The sequence below is a fragment of the Nitrospirillum pindoramense genome, from assembly GCF_007827955.1.
Taxonomy (GTDB): domain Bacteria; phylum Pseudomonadota; class Alphaproteobacteria; order Azospirillales; family Azospirillaceae; genus Nitrospirillum; species Nitrospirillum amazonense_B.
Genome location: NZ_VITR01000001.1, coordinates 520,346 through 540,193, shown reverse-complemented (window position 1 = coordinate 540,193; position 19,848 = coordinate 520,346). Strand labels below are relative to the sequence as shown.

Annotated in this window: 20 protein-coding genes; 11 read left to right on the top strand and 9 right to left on the bottom strand. The window is 68.5% G+C overall.

The window, feature by feature from the left end:
- Window positions 1-3: 3 nt before the first annotated feature.
- Window positions 4-882, bottom strand: a complete 879-nt coding sequence (locus FBZ90_RS02190) for a DUF1365 domain-containing protein (RefSeq protein WP_246130101.1) — start codon at window positions 880-882, stop codon at window positions 4-6.
- A gap of 260 nt (window positions 883-1,142) precedes the next feature.
- On the opposite strand from FBZ90_RS02190, the gene FBZ90_RS02185 reads away from it, so the two are divergent.
- The 4 genes from FBZ90_RS02185 (at window position 1,143) to FBZ90_RS02170 (ending at window position 3,830) form a co-directional block, all read left to right on the top strand.
- Entirely contained in the window at window positions 1,143-1,769 is a 627-nt protein-coding gene (locus tag FBZ90_RS02185) for a sigma-70 family RNA polymerase sigma factor (protein WP_246130100.1), read from the top strand.
- Window positions 1,770-1,777: 8 nt separating this feature from the next.
- Complete coding sequence (locus FBZ90_RS02180; protein ID WP_186455561.1) at window positions 1,778-2,443, top strand: ChrR family anti-sigma-E factor; 666 nt, start codon at window positions 1,778-1,780, stop codon at window positions 2,441-2,443.
- Between the two features lie 3 nt (window positions 2,444-2,446).
- Window positions 2,447-3,280 carry a DUF1295 domain-containing protein gene (locus FBZ90_RS02175; RefSeq protein ID WP_211101884.1) on the top strand — a complete coding sequence of 278 codons (834 nt, stop codon included), beginning with the start codon at window positions 2,447-2,449 and terminating at the stop codon, window positions 3,278-3,280.
- A 61-nt stretch (window positions 3,281-3,341) separates the two neighbouring features.
- Window positions 3,342-3,830, top strand: a complete 489-nt coding sequence (locus FBZ90_RS02170; RefSeq protein ID WP_145729378.1) for a hypothetical protein — start codon at window positions 3,342-3,344, stop codon at window positions 3,828-3,830.
- Here FBZ90_RS02170 and FBZ90_RS02165 read toward each other — a convergent pair.
- From FBZ90_RS02165 to FBZ90_RS02155, 3 genes are all read right to left on the bottom strand, one after another.
- Window positions 3,809-4,228: a DUF2177 family protein gene (locus FBZ90_RS02165; protein WP_145729377.1), complete on the bottom strand. Its 420-nt coding sequence runs from the start codon at window positions 4,226-4,228 to the stop codon at window positions 3,809-3,811. The two genes, FBZ90_RS02170 and FBZ90_RS02165, sit on opposite strands and share 22 nt — an antisense overlap.
- A 111-nt stretch (window positions 4,229-4,339) precedes the next feature.
- Window positions 4,340-4,576 (bottom strand): hypothetical protein, encoded by a 237-nt coding sequence (locus FBZ90_RS02160; protein WP_145729376.1) that lies wholly within the window; start codon window positions 4,574-4,576, stop codon window positions 4,340-4,342.
- A 50-nt stretch (window positions 4,577-4,626) separates the two neighbouring features.
- The gene (locus FBZ90_RS02155) at window positions 4,627-6,228 is read right to left on the bottom strand and encodes a DEAD/DEAH box helicase (protein ID WP_246130099.1); all 1,602 of its coding nucleotides are present in this window, start codon (window positions 6,226-6,228) and stop codon (window positions 4,627-4,629) included.
- Between the two features lie 618 nt (window positions 6,229-6,846).
- Between FBZ90_RS02155 and FBZ90_RS02150 the strand changes: the two genes are divergently transcribed.
- The gene (locus FBZ90_RS02150) at window positions 6,847-8,916 is read left to right on the top strand and encodes a TonB-dependent receptor (RefSeq protein ID WP_145729375.1); all 2,070 of its coding nucleotides are present in this window, start codon (window positions 6,847-6,849) and stop codon (window positions 8,914-8,916) included.
- Window positions 8,917-8,920: 4 nt separating this feature from the next.
- Here FBZ90_RS02150 and FBZ90_RS02145 read toward each other — a convergent pair whose 3' ends face one another.
- Window positions 8,921-9,625: a 4'-phosphopantetheinyl transferase family protein gene (locus tag FBZ90_RS02145; protein WP_145729374.1), complete on the bottom strand. Its 705-nt coding sequence runs from the start codon at window positions 9,623-9,625 to the stop codon at window positions 8,921-8,923.
- A 284-nt stretch (window positions 9,626-9,909) separates the two neighbouring features.
- Here FBZ90_RS02145 and FBZ90_RS02140 point away from each other — a divergent pair, with 284 nt between their 5' ends.
- Window positions 9,910-10,605 (top strand): hypothetical protein, encoded by a 696-nt coding sequence (locus FBZ90_RS02140; protein ID WP_145729373.1) that lies wholly within the window; start codon window positions 9,910-9,912, stop codon window positions 10,603-10,605.
- A gap of 77 nt (window positions 10,606-10,682) precedes the next feature.
- Here FBZ90_RS02140 and FBZ90_RS02135 read toward each other — a convergent pair whose 3' ends face one another.
- Complete coding sequence (locus tag FBZ90_RS02135; RefSeq protein WP_211101883.1) at window positions 10,683-12,185, bottom strand: acid phosphatase; 1,503 nt, start codon at window positions 12,183-12,185, stop codon at window positions 10,683-10,685.
- Between the two features lie 163 nt (window positions 12,186-12,348).
- Between FBZ90_RS02135 and FBZ90_RS02130 the strand changes: the two genes are divergently transcribed.
- The 3 genes from FBZ90_RS02130 to FBZ90_RS02120 all read left to right on the top strand — a co-directional run bounded on the left by FBZ90_RS02130 (window position 12,349) and on the right by FBZ90_RS02120 (window position 15,347).
- On the top strand, window positions 12,349-13,614 hold the full coding sequence (locus FBZ90_RS02130; protein ID WP_246130098.1) for a cytochrome-c peroxidase: 1,266 nt from the start codon (window positions 12,349-12,351) through the stop codon (window positions 13,612-13,614).
- 169 nt (window positions 13,615-13,783) lie between these two features.
- A complete protein-coding gene (locus tag FBZ90_RS02125) occupies window positions 13,784-14,830 on the top strand; it encodes an EAL domain-containing protein (protein WP_145729370.1) in 1,047 nt (348 codons plus the stop codon).
- A 139-nt stretch (window positions 14,831-14,969) separates the two neighbouring features.
- Complete coding sequence (locus FBZ90_RS02120) at window positions 14,970-15,347, top strand: catalase-related domain-containing protein (RefSeq protein WP_186455560.1); 378 nt, start codon at window positions 14,970-14,972, stop codon at window positions 15,345-15,347.
- Window positions 15,348-15,379: 32 nt separating this feature from the next.
- On the opposite strand, the gene FBZ90_RS02115 is transcribed toward FBZ90_RS02120, so the two are convergent.
- Genes FBZ90_RS02115 through FBZ90_RS02105 form a run of 3 tightly spaced genes read right to left on the bottom strand, consistent with a single transcriptional unit; the run spans window position 15,380 to window position 18,685 of the window.
- A complete protein-coding gene (locus FBZ90_RS02115) occupies window positions 15,380-16,969 on the bottom strand; it encodes a DHA2 family efflux MFS transporter permease subunit (RefSeq protein ID WP_145729368.1) in 1,590 nt (529 codons plus the stop codon).
- Window positions 16,966-18,108 (bottom strand): HlyD family secretion protein, encoded by a 1,143-nt coding sequence (locus tag FBZ90_RS02110; RefSeq protein WP_145729367.1) that lies wholly within the window; start codon window positions 18,106-18,108, stop codon window positions 16,966-16,968. The genes FBZ90_RS02115 and FBZ90_RS02110 overlap by 4 nt, the downstream gene beginning before the upstream one ends.
- Window positions 18,089-18,685: a winged helix-turn-helix transcriptional regulator gene (locus tag FBZ90_RS02105; protein ID WP_145729366.1), complete on the bottom strand. Its 597-nt coding sequence runs from the start codon at window positions 18,683-18,685 to the stop codon at window positions 18,089-18,091. Before FBZ90_RS02105 ends, FBZ90_RS02110 begins: the two co-directional genes overlap by 20 nt.
- Window positions 18,686-18,800: 115 nt before the next feature.
- Between FBZ90_RS02105 and FBZ90_RS02100 the strand changes: the two genes are divergently transcribed.
- Both FBZ90_RS02100 and FBZ90_RS02095 read left to right on the top strand, forming a co-directional pair.
- Entirely contained in the window at window positions 18,801-19,280 is a 480-nt protein-coding gene (locus FBZ90_RS02100) for a MaoC family dehydratase (RefSeq protein ID WP_145729365.1), read from the top strand.
- A 106-nt stretch (window positions 19,281-19,386) separates the two neighbouring features.
- Window positions 19,387-19,818, top strand: a complete 432-nt coding sequence (locus FBZ90_RS02095) for a 6,7-dimethyl-8-ribityllumazine synthase (RefSeq protein ID WP_246130097.1) — start codon at window positions 19,387-19,389, stop codon at window positions 19,816-19,818.
- Window positions 19,819-19,848: the final 30 nt, after the last annotated feature.

The window sequence follows — 19,848 nt, the reverse complement described above, 5'->3', positions numbered from 1 at the left end:
GTCCTACAGGCCGGAGTCAGCGGGGGAGACGATGGTGACGGGCCGGGACGGCGCCGGCGGGCTGGGGCGGAAGCCGACGCCCTTCAGCCACAGCTTGAGCGCCTGCCAGTGGATGGCGGCCATCACCTTGAAGGTAAGCAGGGGGTGCGCCGACCAAGCGGACAGGATGCCCGCATCGTCCAGCGCCTGGCGGCGGCCGCTGAAGCCGGCGGACAGGATGGGTCGGCCTGGGCTGTCGTCCTGCCCTCCTTGGCTGCGGCGCACCTGAATGGCGACGCTCAAGCTTTCCGCCGGGGGCGCGATGCGGAAATCATACCGCGCGTCCATGTCCATGAAGGGGGAGACATGCAGGCGCTTGGCACAGCGCTGGCGCACCAAGCCACCGTCCCCGGCATCGACGGGAATGACATAGCTATGACGCAGCCCGAAGGTGTTGTTCACCTCATGCACCAGGGCGCAGAGCGACCCATCGCGGCGGTGACAGAAATAGATGCTGAGAGGATTGAAGACGTAGCCCAGGACGCGGGGCATGCACCACAGACGGATGGGCCCGCCGTCATAACCGGCATCCGTCTCCGCCAGCAGGCGCGCCACCTGGGGCCCCAAGGGCCGACCGGAACCGTCGCCGTGGTCGGCGTCATGGAAGGACAACAGGTTGAACCGGTTGTGGGAGAACAGGCGCAGCCCCTGGTGCAGGGCCGGCAGTTCATCCAGATCAAGCACCATGGACCAGACGCGGTACCGCAGATGATGGTGGCGCGGCCAGGTGCGACGGTGCGCGACCACCCCGCGGTAGAGGGCGCTGTGGATGGCCGGCGGGCGGGACGCCGTGTCCCCACCCTGACCCCTGTCCCCATCGCTGGCCCGCATCGCCCCCGTCATCCGACCCATCCCTCCCGCATCCGGCAGTAAGTGTTTGCCCTGTCTATACGCGCCGAGGGGGATAGCGGATCAGTTGAGAAAGGACTGATCCGAACCGGCCGTGGTTCGTATAGAGTGGCATGCATGACGCTCGTACCCTTCGCAACTCCTTCCCGCGCCGCCGGCCATCAGCCGGCCGACCGGGCACGCCTTGGACTTTGCCCGCAGATGGCCGCCCCGGAGATGGCCGCCCTGCGGACGGACGCGCCGGGGACACCCGCTTGACCGGCGGTGGCGACATGGGCTTGCCGGAGGCGGGCCCGGCGGCATCCCCCCCCGCCAGCACGGTGGTGCTGGAGGACGTGCATGCGCGGCACCTGCAGGCCATCGCCACCCAGGGCGACCGCGCCGCCTACGCCGCCCTGTTCCGACACTACGCTCCGCGCCTTAAAAGTTACTTGATGACCACGGGCCTGCCGGCGATGGAGGCGGAGGAGCTGGCCCAGGAGGCCATGCTGACCATCTGGCGCAAGGCCAGCATTTTCGACCCGGCCCGCGCCCGCGCCGCCACCTGGATATTCACCATCGCCCGCAACCTGCGCATCGATGCGGCCCGCCGCAGCCGCGCGGCGGACGCGGCGCTGGCCCAGGAAAGCCTGACCCCGGCCGAGCCGGAGCAGGCGGACGAGGTGCTGTCCGCGTTGGAGGTCGCCGACCGCCTGCGGGCCACGCTGGCGACCCTGCCCCCGGATCAATTGGCGGTCGTAAGACTTTCTTTCTTCGAAGATGCGCCCCACCCCGATATCGCCCGCCGCCTGGGCATCCCCCTTGGGACGGTCAAATCGCGCCTCCGGCTGGCCATGGCACGCCTGCGCGGGCTGATTGATCCGGTGGGGGTCAAGCCATGATCACCGCCATGAGCAAACCACCCTCCATTCCCCTTCCCACCCATCATCCCGATGCGGACCTGCTGATGCGGTACGCCGCCGGCACACTGCCCGCTGGGCCCGCCTTGGTGGTGGCCACGCACCTGGATTTCTGCCCCGTGTGCCGCCGCCAGGTTCACGCCTGGGAAGCGGTGGGCGGCGCGCTGCTGAACAACCAGCGGCCAGAGGCGATGGCGGAGGACGCGCTGGAACGCGCGCTGGCGCGGCTGGATGCGCCACTCCCAACGGCAAGGATGCGTCCCAAGACGGAGCCGAAAGTCGACATGGCGCTGCCGCCCGCCCTGCGCCAGCGCGCGCTGGGCCCCTGGCGCTTCGTCGCACCGGGCATACGGGGGCGCGCCGTGCGGGTGGATCCGGCCGAGGATTACAAGGTCATGCTGTTCCGCGTGGGCGCCGGCATGGCCATCCCCACCCACGGCCATCGCGGGATGGAGTACACCTGCGTCATCGATGGCGCCTTCAGCGACGCATTCGGACGGTTCGCCTCCGGCGACATGGCGGCGGTGGACGCGGCCGCCGAACATCAGCCCCTGGCCGATCCGGACAGCGACTGCCTGTGCCTGATCGCCGTGCGCGGCCGGCTGCGCATCCACAGCCTGTTGGGCCGCCTGGTCCAGCCCCTGGTGGGACTTTAGCCGGTGATACCCCTGGCGCTGCTGCTGGCCATCGCGCTGGGCCAAAGCGCCCTCATGGCGCTCGCCTGGGCGGTCCAGCGGCTGACGCGGCAATCCGGTTGGGTGGACGCCACCTGGTCCTTCACCGTGGGGGCGGGCGGTCTATGCGCCGCCCTGATCCCGGTGGGTGACCTGCCGACCAGCGCCCGGCAAGTTCTGGTCGCCACGCTGGTGGGATTATGGTCTGCGCGACTGGCCGGCCACATCGCGCTGCGCACCCGGGGCGCCGGCGATGATCCACGTTACGCGGAACTGATGCGTACCTGGGGGGCACGGGCGCCGTCCCGCCTGTTCTGGTTCCTGCAAAGCCAGGCGGTGGCTGCGGCGCTGCTGGCCATCACGGTCTATATCGCGGCGCGCAACCCGGCGCCCGGCCTTGGCGTGCTGGATGTGGTGGGGACCCTGGTGCTGCTGGCGGGGATCGCCGGCGAAGGGATCGCCGACGCCCAGTTGACCCGTTTCCGCCACGGCGCCAACAGCCATGCCCCCAACGCCCAAGGGCGTATTTGCGATGTCGGCCTTTGGCGCTGGTCGCGCCACCCCAATTATTTCTTCGAGTGGCTGATCTGGCTGGCCTATCCCTGCTTCGCCCTGGTGCCATCCGTCGATGGTCCCTGGACCTGGGGATGGCTGGCGTTCATCGGGCCGGCCATGATGTACGGCCTGCTGGTCCACGTCTCGGGCATTCCCCCGCTGGAGGCGCACATGGCCCGGTCGCGCGGGGCCGCCTTCGCCGCCTATTGCCAGCGCACCAGCGCCTTCTTCCCCCTGCCCCCGCGGCGGCCGGACACGGATTAGCCCCTTGACCATCCCCAGGCGCTCTGTCCAATAGCGGGGTAGGGTCGCTAAGGGGAATGGCATGCGCGCTTGGCTTAGGATTATGCCCGTCTTGGGCCTGGGGGCCAGCTTGGCGCTGGCCGGCTGCTCCGGCGATGACCCGATGGGCCCCGGTCCCGATCAAAAGATGCTGCAGGCCGCCTGCAGCTTGGACCTGCACACCACCCGCCCCACGGGGACCGACGTGCTGTCCTTCTACCGCATCGAACTGCCGCTGACGCCGGTGGACGTGCGCCGCGTCGAATCCATGGTGCTGGCCGATGGCCGCGACACCTATTACGTCCGCCCGAAGTTCAACGACCAGGTGTGCATCGGCGGCGATGTGGCGATGGTGTCCCTGGCCAACGGCAAGGTACATGTCCACTATGAGATCGCGGATCTGGCGCATCTGGATATGGTGGGCAAGCCGGTTTTCACCCGCCTGACCCTGGACGACACCTTCGACTACACCCCCGGCCAATCCGTCAACCGGACGGCCGGGGGCCGCTATTACGGCTTCCTGCTGAAATAAAGGGCGACGGCGCAGCCGGCCGTGGCCGCCAGGGCGGTCAGCACCGCCCCCCAGGCCATGTCCAGCGCCGTCAACCGCGCGGACCACAGCCGCAGGGTGGCATGGTTGGTCAGGTCATAGGTGCCATAGGTGAGCAGGCCGAAAAGCGCGCCCCGCACCAGCGCCTGGACCAGGGGGGAGTCCGTGCGGGTCGCCGGCTCGACAGCGAAGAAAACGATACCAGCCCCCATCAGCAGATAGAAAAGCGCCGCCGCCCCGACGCGTGGCTGGTCCGCCACCATGTCGCCCATGACCTGGCGATAGAACCCGATCATGCGGGTCAGCCAGACGGCATCCAAGGCGACGAAGGTGATCAGGGTGGCCGCATAAATCGCGGCATGACGCAGCACCGGGCCCATGGGCTATCCCTTCCCCCGTTTCAAAGAAAAAGCGCCCCGGGATCAAGTCACGGGGCGCTTTTCTATACGGGGCGCCGACCCGGACGGATCAGCGCCGAGCCAACGGACGGCTCAACGGACGGGTGAGCGCGTCAGCGACTTGATGCGGCCGCGCGGGCTGCCGGACATGAGGGCGATTTCGCGATCCTGCGCCTCGATGATGGCGCGCGCCGGTTCGTCACCATCCAGGCCGCCCAGTTCGGAGGACGGAACGCGGCGGTTGGACGACCGCGACCCATCGTCATAGAGGACATCGAACAGGACGAATTCGTTGACGGACTTGGATTTCGGCTTGCTGCTGCGGCCCATGGGGACCTCCTCTTCCTAAAAAACCATCACATATCGGAACGACACGCGGCTCAGCGGCGGCGGCGGGGACGGTCGCGGCCCTCACGCGTCGGCTGCTGCTGGTCTTCGTTCGCGTTCAATGCCGCAACGAAGCTGGAGAACGGGGTACCACGGCCACCGTCCTGGGCGGGACGCGGGGCCTGGGGCCGGGGGGTGGGCCGGGCGGCGGGGTGGGCGGCGGCGGGACGGGCGCCTTGCGGCTGAGCCGGACGCGCGGCCTGCGGACGGCCCTCGGGGCGCGGGCCCGCCTGGGCGGGACGCGGCCCCTGGGGCTGGGCCGGGCGGGCCTGCTGCGGACGGCCACCGTCCGGACGGGCCGGACGCGGGCCATCATTACGGGCGGACGAACGTCCTTCCGCCTGACCGTCGGAAGCCCGCGCGCTCTGGCGCTGCCCACGGCCCGGATTGCCACCGTTGCGCGGCGGACGGGCCGGCAGCGGCGGGCGGCTCACCGGGGCGGCGGCGGCCTGGGGCGTGGCCTCCGGCCGCTCGCCCACAGGGATGGACTTGCGGATCAGCTTCTCGATGTCACGCAGGTAGCCGCGCTCCTCCCCATCGGCCGTGCACAGCGACACGGCGACGCCGGAGGCGCCGGCGCGAGCGGTGCGGCCGATGCGATGGACGTAGGTTTCCGGCTCGTTGGGCAGGTCGAAGTTCACCACGTGGGTGACGCCATCGACGTCGATGCCGCGCGCCGCGATGTCGGTCGCCACCAGCACGCGCACGGTGCCGGCGCGGAAGCCATCCAGCGCCTTCTGCCGGGCGTTCTGCGACTTGTTGCCATGGATGGCGGCGGCCTCGATGCCCGCCTGCTCCAACTGCGCGGAGACGCGGTTGGCGCCGTGCTTGGTGCGGGTGAAGACGATGCTGCGCTGCATGCCGGTGTCACGTCGGATCAGGTCGACCAGCACGTGGCGCTTTTCCGGCGCCGGCACGAAGATGACCTTCTGGTCGATGCGCTCGGCGGTGGTGGAGACGGGCGTCACCTCCACGCGCAGCGGATCGCGCAGCATCTTGTTCGCCAGCTCCGACACGTCGCCCGGCATGGTGGCGGAGAAGAACAGCGTCTGCCGGTTGGCCGGCAGCTTGGCCATGATCTTCTTCAGACTGTGGATGAAGCCCATGTCCAGCATGCGGTCGGCCTCGTCCAGCACCAGCACCTCGACCTTGTCCAGGCGCACATGGCCCTGGGTCATCAGGTCCAGCAGGCGGCCGGGGGTGGCAACCACGATGTCGATGCCGGCGGCCAGCGCCTTGACCTGGTTGCCCTGACCGACGCCGCCCAGGATGACGGTGTGGCTCAGCTTCAGGCCGGTGCCGTAATTGGTGATGCTCTCCCCGATCTGAACCGCCAGCTCACGCGTCGGCGTCAGGATCAGGGCGCGGGGCATGCGCAGCGGCAGGGCCGACGGGGCGGCGCCCAGGCGCTGCAGGATGGGCAGGGTGAAGGCGGCGGTCTTGCCGGTGCCGGTCTGGGCGATGCCCAGGATGTCGCGGCCCTCCAGCGCATGGGGAATGGCCCGCGCCTGGATGGGGGTGGCGGTATGATGGCCCAACTGGGCCAAAGCGGCCTGAATCTCAGGCCGCAGGGAAAGGGTATCGAAAGCGGTCAATGTCGTAGAATCCCAGGGCGACGCGCCGGCCGCGGTCATATGCGCGGCTGCGAAATCGCGGTCAAGCCCTTGCCCGGGCGCGTGCCGGCAGGCGTGGTGTCGAAAGGTTGAGCATGCCCTGGGTGCACAGGGGCGATTTGGCCGCCACCGCTACGCGCCACCCGGGGGATACCGCCGGGCCCAGCGGCCCGGCATGGGAACGGATGAGGCTCATCCATTCCTTAGGACCGCATAAGTGGCTGTGACCGCTCCCAGGTACAAGGGAAATCTCTCAAGACCCCTCGAATTGCTGCCATGTCCGCGCCAGCGCGGCCCGTGTCATACAACCGACAAGCTTGTTCGGCAGGGTGCTTGCCCCGGCGCGACATCATCGCATTTGCGCGCCCCTGCAATTAACCATAGAAGAACCGGGACGGTTCCAGACCCTGAACGGGCTGGATGAATGGGGAACCCGGAACGGGGGATACTCCCCCAAGCCGTCGCTGCCGCCAGTCATCTGGCAGGGACCAGGCCCCTGGGAAACCGGGAAGGCGGCGCCAAGGGGGAGACGACCTGCGGGCCAGGAAACCTGCCGTCAGACCGCGGTGGCGTATTAGCTTGCCCAAGAGGCCGATATTCATGGGTCGTTTCATTTCCGGAATAACAACGTCACTGCTGTTGCTGGCCTGCCCGGCGGCCCTTGCGGCCGGCCCGGAGAATGACGCGTCATCGCCCACCATCCTCGACGACGTGGTGGTCACCGCCGCCCGCCGCGACCTGATCGGTACCGCCATCACCTCCAGCCAGGGCGTGGTGGTGAAGGAGGAACTGGATCTGTTGCCGGCCTACCGCGTGGGCCAAATGCTGGAGACCGTGCCCGGCCTTGTGGTCACGAGCCACAGCGGGGAGGGCAAGGCCAACCAGTACCTGCTGCGCGGCTTCAACCTGGACCACGGCACCGACATGGCCACCAGTGTGGACGGCATGCCGGTGAACATGCGTACCCACGCCCACGGCCAGGGCTACACCGACCTGAATTTCGTGATCCCGGAACTGGCCAGCGGCATCGGCTATACCAAAGGCCCCTACTTCGCGGCGCAGGGTGACTTCTCCGCCGTCGGCTCCGTCCAGATGGACTATCTGGACCGGATTCCAAATCAAGTGGCGCTGACGGCAGGCACGCTTGGCTATCAGCGCGCCTTCGCCGCCGGAAGCGCCGACCTGGGCGCCGGCCACCTGATGGCGGGCGGTGAGCTGGAGCACTACGACGGCCCTTGGGACCATCCGGACAATCTGCGCAAGGGCAACGCCGTGCTGCGCTACAGCCAAGGGGACCGGCACGACGGCTTCAGCGTCGCGGCTATGTACTACCGCGCCTTATGGAACGCCACCACCGACCAGCCGGAGCGCGCCATCGCGCAGGGCCTGATCGGCCGCTATGGCACCCTGGACCCCACGGACGGCGGCCAAGCCCGGCGCATGAGCCTGTCCGGCACCGTCGCTATGCCCTTGGAAAAGGGCTGGCTGGCCGGGGGCCACGTGACGGCCAACGCCTATATCATCAACAACCAGCTGACCCTATGGAATGATTTCACCCATTTCCTGAATAATCCCATTGATGGCGACCAGCACGCCCAGGACGAGAACCGCATGGTGGCGGGCGGCGCCGGCAGCTATAGCCGGCCCGTGAGCCTGCTGGGCCTGGGTCACGAGATCGTGATCGGCCTGGATGCGCGTTTCGATGACGTGCACGTGGATTTGCAGGCGACCAAGGCCCGCATCGCCTATGCCCTGGTCGATACCGACAACGTCCGGGAGGCCGGCGGCGGCGCCTATATCCAAATCACCAGCCACTGGACATCTTGGCTGCGCACCGTCGCGGGTCTGCGCGAGGACTACCTGACCGCCACCGACCACGGCAGTAACGCCGGCGTGGTGGCGGCGCGCCTGTTTCAGCCCAAGGGCAGCGTCGTCGCCACCCTGTGGCAGGGAACGGAGGTCTACGTCAGCGCCGGCCGTGGCTTCCATAGTGACGACGTGCGCGGCACCACCCCGAAGGGCGCCGATGGGGGTAATGCGCCGCTGCTGGCCAAGGCTGACGGTGAGGAGGTGGGACTGCGCAGCATGCTCCTGCCCAACTTGGCAGCCACCCTGACAGCCTTCCAGATAGATTTCGTGTCGGAGCTGACCTACGACGCCGATGTGGGCCAGACGGAGGCCGGGCGCCCCAGCCGTCGGCGCGGGGTGGAACTGAACGCGACCTATACCCCCTTCAGCTGGCTGGAGTTCTACGGCAGCGCCGCCTTCAGCCATGCCCGCTATACCGACACCGACCCGGCCGGCAACTTCATCCCCGACGCACCCAGGCTGATCGGCTCGCTGGGGATCTATTTGCGGGACCTGGGCCCCCAGGAGACGGGATGGACCGGCGGCATTGAATACCGGTACTTCGGCGCCCATCCCCTGGTCGCGGACAACAGCGTGCGCGCGCCCGGCAGCCAGGAATGGAACCTGACGGCCAACTATACGCTGGCGGGTGGCCTGCGCTTCGGCGTCGGCCTCTACAACGTCTTCGACAGCAAGGATGACGCCGCCGACTACTACTACACCGATCGCCTGAAGGGCGAACCGGCCGAGGGCGTCGGCGATCTGCATCTGCACCCGTTGGAGCCGCGCTCCGTCCGCTTCACCATCGGGAAGGTGTTTTAGGCACCTACCACAGGTCGGCCAGCCCCTCCTCCATCACGAGATCGGCGGCAGGCCGGCCTTCAGGGCCCACCCAGGCCACCGCCGCCTTGTGGCCGCTGGCCAAGTCGCGCGTCCACAGCCGGCAGCCCTGGCCCACCGGCATGGAACCGTCGTGGCGGATCAGGCACGGCCCATCCGGCTGTATGGCGAAGCTGTCGGTCGGCAACGACAGCCCCACACCCAGCGCCTTGATATAGGCCTCCTTCAGCGTCCACACGCTCACCATGTCCGGTCCCGAGCGGCCGGCGGGGCGGGCGTCCAGCCAGGCCAGTTCCTCCGCCGCGAACATGGCCGTCGCCACGTCGGCTCCGATGTGGCGGCCGCCCGGCTCCACATCCGCGCCCACGCGGCAGTCCGGCTCCAGCGTCACGGCGCAGGCCACCAGGCCCTCCGTGTGCGACAGGTTGAAGTCCAGGCCCGGCGGCCCATCCACCAGGCCCGGCTTGCCCTGGGGGGTAATCGGGGCGAAGGCCAGCGCGGCCGGCGGCCGGTCCAGCAGACGGCCCAGCCAGAGGCGCACCAGGCCGTGGGCCGCCACATATTCCTGCCGGTTGGCCTCAAACATGAAACGGTTGGCCCGCGCCCGTTCCCCCTCATCCAGCAGGGACCAGAGGCGGGCGTAGGTGTCGGCGTCCAACAGGACCAGCGGCAGTGTCCGCAGCAGCGGCATGGGCGGGTGTCCAACCAGTCGGCGGTGAAAAGCATGGGCCAGATCAGGACGCGCGCGCCCGTCTGTCAAGGCGGGCCATGCCGGGGACGGGCGGCGGCCCCACCGAAAAGGGTCATCCGGTTCCACCGGGAACCGGAACAAGCCCGGCCCCCTTTCAAGCGCAGCACGACGGTGGCGGGCTGCCCGTCCCTTGAAGTAAAGAAGCCGCCCCCCGGCCCTGACGATGTCCCACCATGACAGTCCCAGCCGGGACGATATCCACCTGGTAACCGGAGCGCCTACCGATGCCGATCCGCCGCAATGCCCACCTCACCCTGACTGCCGCCCTGGGGGGTGTCATGGCGCTGGCCACCGTCTTGTCCGCCCGGGCCCAGACGGCGGAACAAGGCCCCTGGCTGAGCGCCGGCCCGGTGGTCAGCACCTTGGGCTTGGGGGCGGAGGTCGGCGCCCGCTTCGACGACCATTTCGGCCTGCGCCTGAACGCCAACGGCTTCGCCTTCACCGCCAACCACACGGTGCGCGACGTGCGCTATGACGGCGACGCCACGCTGGAATCCTTCGGCCTGCTGGCGGACCTGCATCCCTTCGGCGGCGGCTGGCGCGTGACCGCAGGCGCGCGCCTGAACCTGAACGCGATCGACCTGAAGGGCACGCCGCAAAACGCCACCTACACCATCCACGGCATGACCTACACCGCCAGCGATGTCGGCAGCCTGAACGGCAAGATCGGCTTCAATCGCTTCGCCCCTTACGTCGGCGTGGGCTATGAGGGCGCGGTCGCCAACCACTGGCGCTTCGGCGTCGACCTGGGCGCCATGTACCACGGCACGCCCCGGGTCTCCCTCGACGCCAGCGGGCCCGTCACCACCACCCCCGACTTCCAAAGCCGCCTGGATGCCGAACGCCAGGAACTGCGCGACGACGTGAAGGACTACAGCTGGTACCCGGTGCTGAGCCTGACCATGAAGTACGCGTTCTGAAGCGGGAGAGGGCCTGAATCGAGAACGGGCGCCGTTGCCGACGCCCGTTCCGCTCAAGCCTGAGCCATCCCGCCCGCTTACTTCTGGGCGAAGTCCAGCGCCCCTGTCAGGTCGCCCAGGGCCGGGCTGCCATTGGCGGCCAGGGCCGCGTCGCGCTGCTTGATGCCTTCCAGCTTGGGCAGGTCGAAGCGGCGGGTGATGAAGCGCAGGATGGAGGTGGTGTCGTAGAAGGTGTGGTCGACATAGCCCTTCTTGGCGAAGGGCGAGATGATGATGGCCGGGATGCGGGTGCCAGGGCCCCAGCGGTCGGCCTTGGGCGGGGCCGCGTGGTCCCAGTAACCGCCGTTCTCGTCGTAGGTCACCACCACCAGCATGTTCTTCCACTGCGGCGACTTGCGCAGGTGTTCGATCACGTCGGCGATGTGGGCGTCACCTGACTGCACGTCGGCATAGCCCGAGTGCTGGGTCAGGTTGCCCTGGGGCTTGTAGAAGGTGACGGCGGGCAGCTTGCCGGCGTCGATGTCCTTGATGAAGGCCTTGCCCGACAGCCCACCATCGCGCAGATGCTCCTTGCGCGCCTCCGTGCCCGGGGCCATGTCGGCGAAATAGTTGAAAGGCTGGTGGTGGTACTGGAAGTTGGGCACCGGCGCCGCGTTGCCGTGGTCCAGCGTCTCCTGCCAGGCGCCGCTGTACCAGGCCCAGCCGATCTTCTTCTGGCTCAGCAGGTCGCCGATGTTGGGCATGGTCTGCGGCGGTAGGGTGGTGGGGTTGGCCGGGTCGGCGAACCGCGGATCGGCACCGGGCGCCGGCTTGTTGGCGCTGGGCTGGTAGGGCGGCTGCATGGTGTTCACGGCATAGAAGTCGGGCGTCAGATTGCCGCTGTTCACGAACTTCGGCGGGCCCTGCAGCGCCGACGTGGGCGAGTTCGGCGCCTGGGTCAGGGTGACGCGGTCAGGCTCCACCACCGAGATCGATTCCTTGGCCGGCCCCTGGTCGGCATTGGGGTAGTAGGGCGCGCAGGAGCAGATCAGGATGAAGTGGTTGAAGAAGGAACCACCGAAGCCGCCCATGAAGAAGTTGTCGGCCAGCGTGTATTGCTGCGCCAGCTTCCACATCGCCTGCTTGGTTCCGTCATAGTGGCCCATGACCAGCGCGCCGGAATCGGCATAGGCGACGAACTTGTCGTTCTTGCCGCCGTCGATCTGCATCTGGTTTTCATAGAAGCGATGCACCAAGTCGCGGGTGATGACGCCCTGCCCCTGGTTGAAGCCCTTGGGATCGTCGATGGCGAAAGGCTGGTTGGGCAGGTGCTCCGTCTGGGCCTGCGTCACCTCCGGCGTCACGCCGCGGGCGGTGAGGCCCTTCCAGATGGGCGGCAGTTCCTTGAGCACCGTGCCGTCGCGGTCGCGCTGGGCCAGACTGTCCTGCGGCGCGTTGGCGATGCCGTTGGCGCCGGGGAAGGTGCCATACAGGTTGTCGAAGCCGCGGTTTTCCGCGTAGATCACGACCACGGTCTTGATCTTGGCCAGGTCGGCGTCAAGGCTGGCGGTTGTGGAAGCGGCGGCGGGAGCCGCTGCCATCGCCCGGTCACCAAACCCTGCCATGATCCCGGCGGCCAAGGCCACAGCGGCCACACCCAGACGCAAGCCACCGCTCCGACCCATGTCCACTGCCCCCATTTCCACTGCCATGATGTTCCCCTTCTTCGTTGTCTCGCTTTTGATGACGGTCTTATACGGACGCGTGGAAAAACGCATCCCCTGGCACCGTGCCCTTGGGCTGGGCGCGGCAATTTGGCTGGCCGGCACGGCGGGCCTGACGCCCGCCACGGCCACGGCGCAGGGCCTGAGCCGGGAGGAGGCGCGGCGGCAGGCGGCGGCCCTGGCGGAGGTGGGGCGGCAACTGTTCTTCGACCCCAGCCTGTCGGCGAGCGGCACCCTCGCCTGCGCCAGTTGCCACGACCCGGCGCATGCCTTCGGCCCGCCGGACGGGGCGGCGGTGCGCCTGGGCGGCGCCGATGGCCATACGCCCGGCCTGCGCGCCGTGCCGTCGCTGATGTACCTGCAGGACGTCCCCCCCTTCGCCCAGCACTACCGCACCTCGGAAGATGAGGGGGACGAGAGCGTCGACAACGGCCCCACCGGCGGCCTCACCTGGGATGGCCGGGTGGACGGCCAGCGGGAACAGGCCCGCATGCCCCTGTTCAGCCCGTTCGAGATGGGAAACACCGACCCCGCCGACTTGGCCGCGCGCCTGGAAAAGGCGGGTTACGCCGCCCCGCTCCGGGCGGCCGTCACCCCCGGCGGTGAGCACGGGGATTTGGTGGACCTGGCATTGCGCGCGCTGGACGTGTTCCAGCAGGACGGATCGCTGTTCCACCCCTATACCAGCAAGTACGACGCCTATCTGGCGGGCACGGCGACACTGACGGAGGAGGAGAGGCGCGGGCTGGCGGCGTTCGAGGATCCGGCCCGGGGCAATTGCGCCAGTTGCCATGTCAGCCGGCCGGGGCTGGACGGCACGCCGCCGCACTTCACCGACTATGGCCTGATCGCCCTGGGGGTGCCCCGCAACCGGGACATTCCAGCCAACACTGACCCGACCTATTTCGACCAGGGCCTGTGCGGCCCCCTGCGCACCGACTTCACCGGCGTCGCCGACTATTGCGGCCGCTTCCGTACGCCCACCCTGCGCAACGTGGCGCTGCGCCAGGTGTTCATGCACAACGGCGTCTTCCATACCCTGCGCCAGGTGATGGGATTCTATGCGGAGCGCGACAGCGATCCGGGCAAATGGTATCCGCGCGGCGCCGGCGGCAACGTCATGAAGTTTGACGACATCGCCGCCGCCGCCCACGGCGGGGTAGCCGAGGCGGTCAACCAGGAACCGCCGTTCGGCCGGCGGCCGGGCGATGCGCCGGCACTGAACGCACGCGAGATTCAAGACATCATCGCCTTTCTGGGCACCCTGACCGACGGTTGGTCGGCCAAGAAAACGGCCGGACGATAATCGACGCGCATCTCAGGATGATGACAGAACGCAAGGCCGCCAGCCCAACACCGGAACGGGGTTGGCGCAGCGATACGTGCGTCGGGCGCAACCAGCGACGCCTGTCACAGACGAAGCGCACCGTCCAGGATAAGATTTAACAATTGCCTCTACTTGAACGAGCGCGCCCATGGTCTTGTCCCCGCTCTTCCCCACCCGGCGCGACGGTGGTGTGTTCAACCTGTTGACCAGCGCGGCGGTCCTGGTGGTCCTGCTGGCGGTTCTCACTTGGGATGGGCTGCGCGACGTGGTGGCGGCCGCCACCGGCCTCAGCATGGCTCGGGGAGAGATGCTGAGCCTGTTGGCCCTGCTGGCCATCGCCGGCCTGGTCTTCCACCTGGCACGCCGCATCTGGACCCTGATCCCCCACACCCGCTTCTCGGCGGAGGAGCGGCGCCTGCTGCGCAGCCTGCCCCAGGCCGTGGCGCGCGGCGAAATCCAGCCCTACTTCCAGCCGGTGGTGGACGCCGGCACCGGCAAGGTGGTGGCGGTGGAGGCGCTGGCCCGCTGGATCAAGGCCGACGGCACCCTGTTGTCCCCCGGCCAGTTCATCGGGCTGGCGGAACGGGGCGGTCTGATCCGCCTGCTGACCAAGGGCATCATCGAGCACGCGGTGCGCACCGCCGCCGCCTGGCGCGCGCACCATGACCTGGACATCCCCATTTCCATCAACCTGTCGGTGGAGGATCTGGAGGCCAGCGACCTGGTGGACCATCTGATCGCGCTGTGCGACCAGCACGGCGTGCCCCACGGCGCCATCCGGGTGGAACTGACGGAAACCCAGTCGATTGTTCATTTCGATGTGGTCGACAGGGCGGTGGCCACGCTGCGCCAGGCGGGCATGGCCGTGTACCTGGACGATTTCGGCACCGGCTACGCCTCGCTCAGCGTCCTGCACCGTATCCCCTTCACCGGGATCAAGCTGGACCAGAGTTTCATCCGCACCCTGCGCGACGACCCGCGCGCCGACGCCATCGTGCGGGCCAGCGTGGCCATCGCCCAGGATCTGGGGCTGTCGCTGGTGGCGGAAGGGGTGGAGGACTGGGAGACGCGCGACCGCCTGGGCGAGATGGGCGTGCGGCACATCCAGGGCTATGTCTACGCCCGGCCCATGCCGGCGCCCGAGCTGATCGCCTTCGCCCAGCAGGCGCAGCCGGCCCTGACGCTGTCGCTCTAAGCGGATCTTCCAGGGCGCCCCGACGCGGCCCAATGTCGCCACACAGACGGACAAAAGGTCACCGTGCCGTACAAGCCAGGTGAGCCCGCGTCGGTCATGCTGCCCATCGTGCCGCCCAGCCCTGAAGGAGATGACGAGAATGGCCCGCTATCCCGCCCTGTTCTGCATCATCTGCGGCCGCGTTGAATCCGTGCCGGGCCAGGCGGCGACGTCCCCCGCCACGGCCGCCAACGACCCGATGGCCCCAGCCGCGCACGACACGACGAGTGAAGGAGCCCGCACCATGGCCAGCATGAACGCCTTGTTCCGCCTGTTGAGCCCGGCGCAGCGCGCCATCCTCATGGACGACCTCGCGGCCAGCATGCGGGGGATGCCGGTGGCCCTGCAACAGCGGCAGTTGGCCCATTTCGGGCGCACCGACCCCGCCTATGGCGCCGGTGTCGCCGCACGGCTGGGCTTGACACCGCCACCAGCGTCGCGGCCCGCCCTGATGGACGCCGGTCACCAGGCCGGCTGACCAGAAAAGGCCAAGCCCCCGTTGTTCCGCCCTCAATGCGCGTCGGCGGAGGGGCCCCGGGGCGGCGCCACCTTGCGCATCGCCGGCACCAGCAGCGTGGCGATGATGAAGCACACCAGAATGACCAGGAAGGCGTCGGCATAGGCCATGGTCTGCGCCTCGCGGTAAGCCAGGGTCCAAAGCTGGTTCAACGCCGCGCCCTGCCCCCGCAGCACATCGCCCCCCAGGCTCGCCCCATCGGACGCCCCCACCTTGGCCAGCAAGGCGCGCAGGGGCGCGCTGGCGGGCGTCAAATGTTCGGCCAGGCGCAGGAAATGCAGGTTGGTGCGGTCGTTCAGGATGGTGCCGCACACGGCGATACCGATGGCGCCCCCCAGGTTGCGCATGAGGTTGAACAGGCCCGACGCCTGTTTAAGCCGCGCCGGCGGCAGGCCGCCCAGGGTCAGGGTGACGATGGGCGCCACCGCGAACTGCTGGGAGAAGCCGCGGAAAGCCTGGGGCAACAGCAATTCCCGCCACCCCCAGTCATGGGTGATGGGGGTGAAGTTCCACATGCTGAGGGTGAAGCCGGCCAGTCCCACCATCATCAGCCAGCGCAGGTCCACGCGCCTGGCCAGGATGGTGTAGAGGGGGATGGCGCTGACCTGGAACAGGCCGGTGGAGAACACGGTGAGGCCGATGTCCAGGGCGCTGAAGCCCCGCACCCGGCCCAGGAACAGCGGCGTCAGGTAGATGGTGGCGAAGATGCCGATGCCGGTGATGAAGGAGAACAGGCAGCCCAGGGCGAAGTTGCGGCTTTTCAGCGCCCGCAGATCCACCACCGGCTGGGCGTAGGTCAGGCTGCGCGCGATGAAGGCGACGCCGGCGATGGCCGAGATCCAGGCCGTCAGGCGGATGGTGTCGTCATCAAACCAGTCCCAGCGGGGCCCCTCCTCCAGCGTGTATTCCAGGCAGCCCAGGAAGATGGCCATCAGCAGCATACCGGGATAATCGGCCCCCTTCAGCAATGACCAGTCGGGCTCATCAATGCGCACCATCAGCGGCACGGCGATGGTGACAAACAGGCCCGGCACCAGATTGATGAAGAACAGCCAGTGCCAGGAATAATGGTCGGTGATCCATCCCCCCACCGTCGGGCCCAGGGTGGGCGCCAGGGACGACAGGGCCCCCACCGTGGCGGCGGCCACCACCACCCGCGGGCCGGCGAAGAAGGCGAAGGCGGAGGTGAAGACCATGGGGATCATGGAGCCGCCCAGGAAGCCTTGCAGCGCCCGGAAGACGATCATGCTCTGAATGTCCCAGGCCCAACCGCACAGCAGGCTGGTCAGGGTGAAACCGGCGGCGGAGACGGCGAACAGCCAGCGGGTGGACATGACCCGCGCCAGCCAGCCGGACAGGGGGATGACGATGATCTCGGCGATCAGGTAGCTGGTCTGGACCCAGGCCGTCTCATCCGTGCCGGCCGACAGCCCGCCGCCGATGTCGCGCAGCGAGGCGGAGACGATCTGGATGTCCAGCAGCGCGATGAACATGCCCACGCACATGATGGCGAAGGCGACGATCTTGCCCCGGGGGGAAAGCTCCTTCCTCTGCGGGCCGGCTGTTTGCGGGAGGGCCGTCACGGCACCGTCTTCCCGGCGGCGGCGACCGCCTTGCCCCGGGAACCAGCGCCGTCCTTGGTGTTGATGGCGGCGGTGACCGACAGGCCCGGCCTCAGGCTGCCCAGCAGGCCGCCTTCGCCCTCCAGCAGGATGCGGACCGGGACCCGCTGCACGATCTTGGTGAAGTTGCCGGTGGCGTTCTCCGGCGGCAGCACGCTGAACTGCGCGCCCGTGGCGGGCGCCAGGCTGGCCACATGGCCCCGGAACTCGCGCCCCGGCAGCACATCCGCCACCACCGATACCGGCTGGCCGGCCTTCAGGCCCGCGATCTGGCTTTCCTTGAAATTGGCGTCCACCCACAGACCCCGCGCCGGCACGATGGCGATCAGCTGGGCGCCCACGGTGGCGTAGGCGCCCGGCCGGGCGCTGCGGTTGCCCACCGTCCCGTCGATGGGGGAGCGCAATTCGGTGTAGCTGAGGTTCAGTTGCGCGGTGTCGCGGTCGGCGATGGCGCCGGCCAGCGCGGCCTCCGCCTGGCGCTTCTGGGTATCGATGACGTCGATCTGGCGCTCGGCCGCCTGCAGGGTCGCCGTCGCCTTCTCACCGTTCGCCACCGCCTGCTTGTAGGCGGCATCCGCCTTCTCGAAGGCCTGGATCGAGGCGGCGGCCGTGGCCGACAGCGCGCGGTAACGGTCCTGGTCGTACTTGGCGCGGTCGGTCTCGGCCTTGGCGGCCCCCACGCCGGCGGCGGCCTGGTTGATGACCGCCTGTTGCAGGCGGCGTTGCGCCTCCAAGTTGGCCAGTGTGGCCTGCTGCGCCTGCACCGCCGCCACGGCCCGGGCAAGGGCGGCGCGATAGTCGCGGTCATCCAGCGTCAGCAGCAGGTCGCCGGCATGCACCGCCTGGTTGTCGGTCACCGCCACCTGGGCGATGAAGCCGGAGACCTTGGGCGCGATGACGGTAACGTCGCCGCCGACATAGGCGTCGTCCGTGCTTTCGATAAAGCGCCCGCTGGTCCACCAGTCATAACCATAGGCCGCAGCAGCGACGCCCAGAGCCGTGCCCAGGGCGGACAGGAGAAGCGCGCGGCCCAGGCGCCGCGACTTCACCGGTGCGCTGGTTGGAAGGCCGTCCTTTGGCTCATAGGTCTGGCTGGTCATGGGGGCATCCTTCAAGCGCCGGCACACGCGGGTCGGCATCGGTGTCGGCGGGCTGCGGCTCGGTACCCGGAACCGGGGCGGGCGCTGGCGTGGTGGCCGGCCAGACGGGGTGGACCGCCAGGGTGTGGCTGTCGGCGGCGGGACCAGCCACGACACGGAACGCGGGGAACGCCAAGGGCTGGCCGCTGGCCCGGTCGATGAGCAGGGGATCGGCCGGCACGCCGGTGGCGCTGTTCACGATATGCACGGCGGGGCCCTCGGGGGCGAAATACCGGTTGCCCCAAGCCATGAGCGCCCACAACACGGGGCGGAAATCCCGCCCTGCCTGGGTCAGCAGATATTCATGGCGCACGGGCCGCGTGCTGTAGGGCCGCTTTTCCAGCAAGCCGTGCTCGACCATGGCACGCAGGCGGCGGCTGAGCATATTGGGCGCGATGCCCAATTTCTTGTGAAACTCGTCAAACCGCTGGGCACCCAGGAAGGCCTCGCGCAGGATGAGGATGTTCCAGCATTCCCCCACGCGCTCCAGGCTGCGCGCGATGGGGCACTGCGAATCGCCAAAGCTGTTGTGCTGCATGATGCTCGTCCCTATGTTGCTTTCATAATGAAAGTAACGAAACCATCTAGGTTCAGTTACTTTCATTATGCAAGTGATAAACCACGCCATATCCTGCCAGGGGAGCGCACCACCCATGTCCGAAACGGCGGCCATCCTGTCCCAGCCGGGTAAGCTGTACCTGGACGACCTGCAACCGGGCCAACACCATGTGACCGGCACCCGCACGCTGGACGCTGACGCGATCAAGGCGTTCGCGGCGCAGTTCGACCCACAGCCCTTCCACCTGGATGAGGAGGCCGCCGCCACCAGCTTCTTTGGCGGGCTGGCGGCCAGCGGCTGGCATACGGCGGCCACCACCATGCGGTTGATGGTGGACGGCCTGCCCATCGCCGGCGGCGTCATCGGCGCGGGCGTCGAGATGAGCTGGCCCACCCCCACCCGCCCCGGCGACACGCTGCAGGCCCATTGCGAAATCCTGGAGGTGCGGCCCTCCCGTTCCCGCCCGGACCGGGGGATGGTCACCATCCGCACCGAAACCCGCAACCAGCGGGACGAGGTGGTGCAGCTGATGACCACGAAGGTGGTGGTGTTCCGCCGGCCGGCCGGCGCGTAAGCCCGCCCGTCTTCCCGCCGCCACCGCTTTTCGCCATACTGCGGCGGCAGCCAAGGGGACGCCCTCAGCGCCCCCACCCGGGCCCCATCTCAGGAGTATCCTTCCCGTGTCCAAGAAAAGCGGAGTCGCCATCGTCGTCGGCTCCTTCCACAAGAACGAATGCGAGACGATGCTGGCCGCCGCCGCCGGCGCCATCAAGGAACGCGGCATGGACCTGCGCGCGGTGGTGCGCGTGCCGGGATCTTACGAAAAGCCGCTGGCCACCAAGCGCCTGCTGCTGCGCGATGATGTCGACGCGGTGGTGGTGCTGGGCATTATCGAGCATGGCGAAACCGCGCACGGCCGCGTCATGGGCCAGTCGGTCAGCGACGCCCTGGTTACCATGCAGCTGGAGTTCATGAAGCCCATCGGGGTCGGCATCATTGGGCCCGAGGTCTTCCCCACCCAGATCCAGCCCCGCCTGGTGGGCCATGCCGTGGCCGCCGTGGCCGCGGTGGAGGTGATGCTGGCCGGCGCCGAATCCCCCTACCCGATCTGATCCCATACGCTTGTGCCGAAAGCGCTGGCA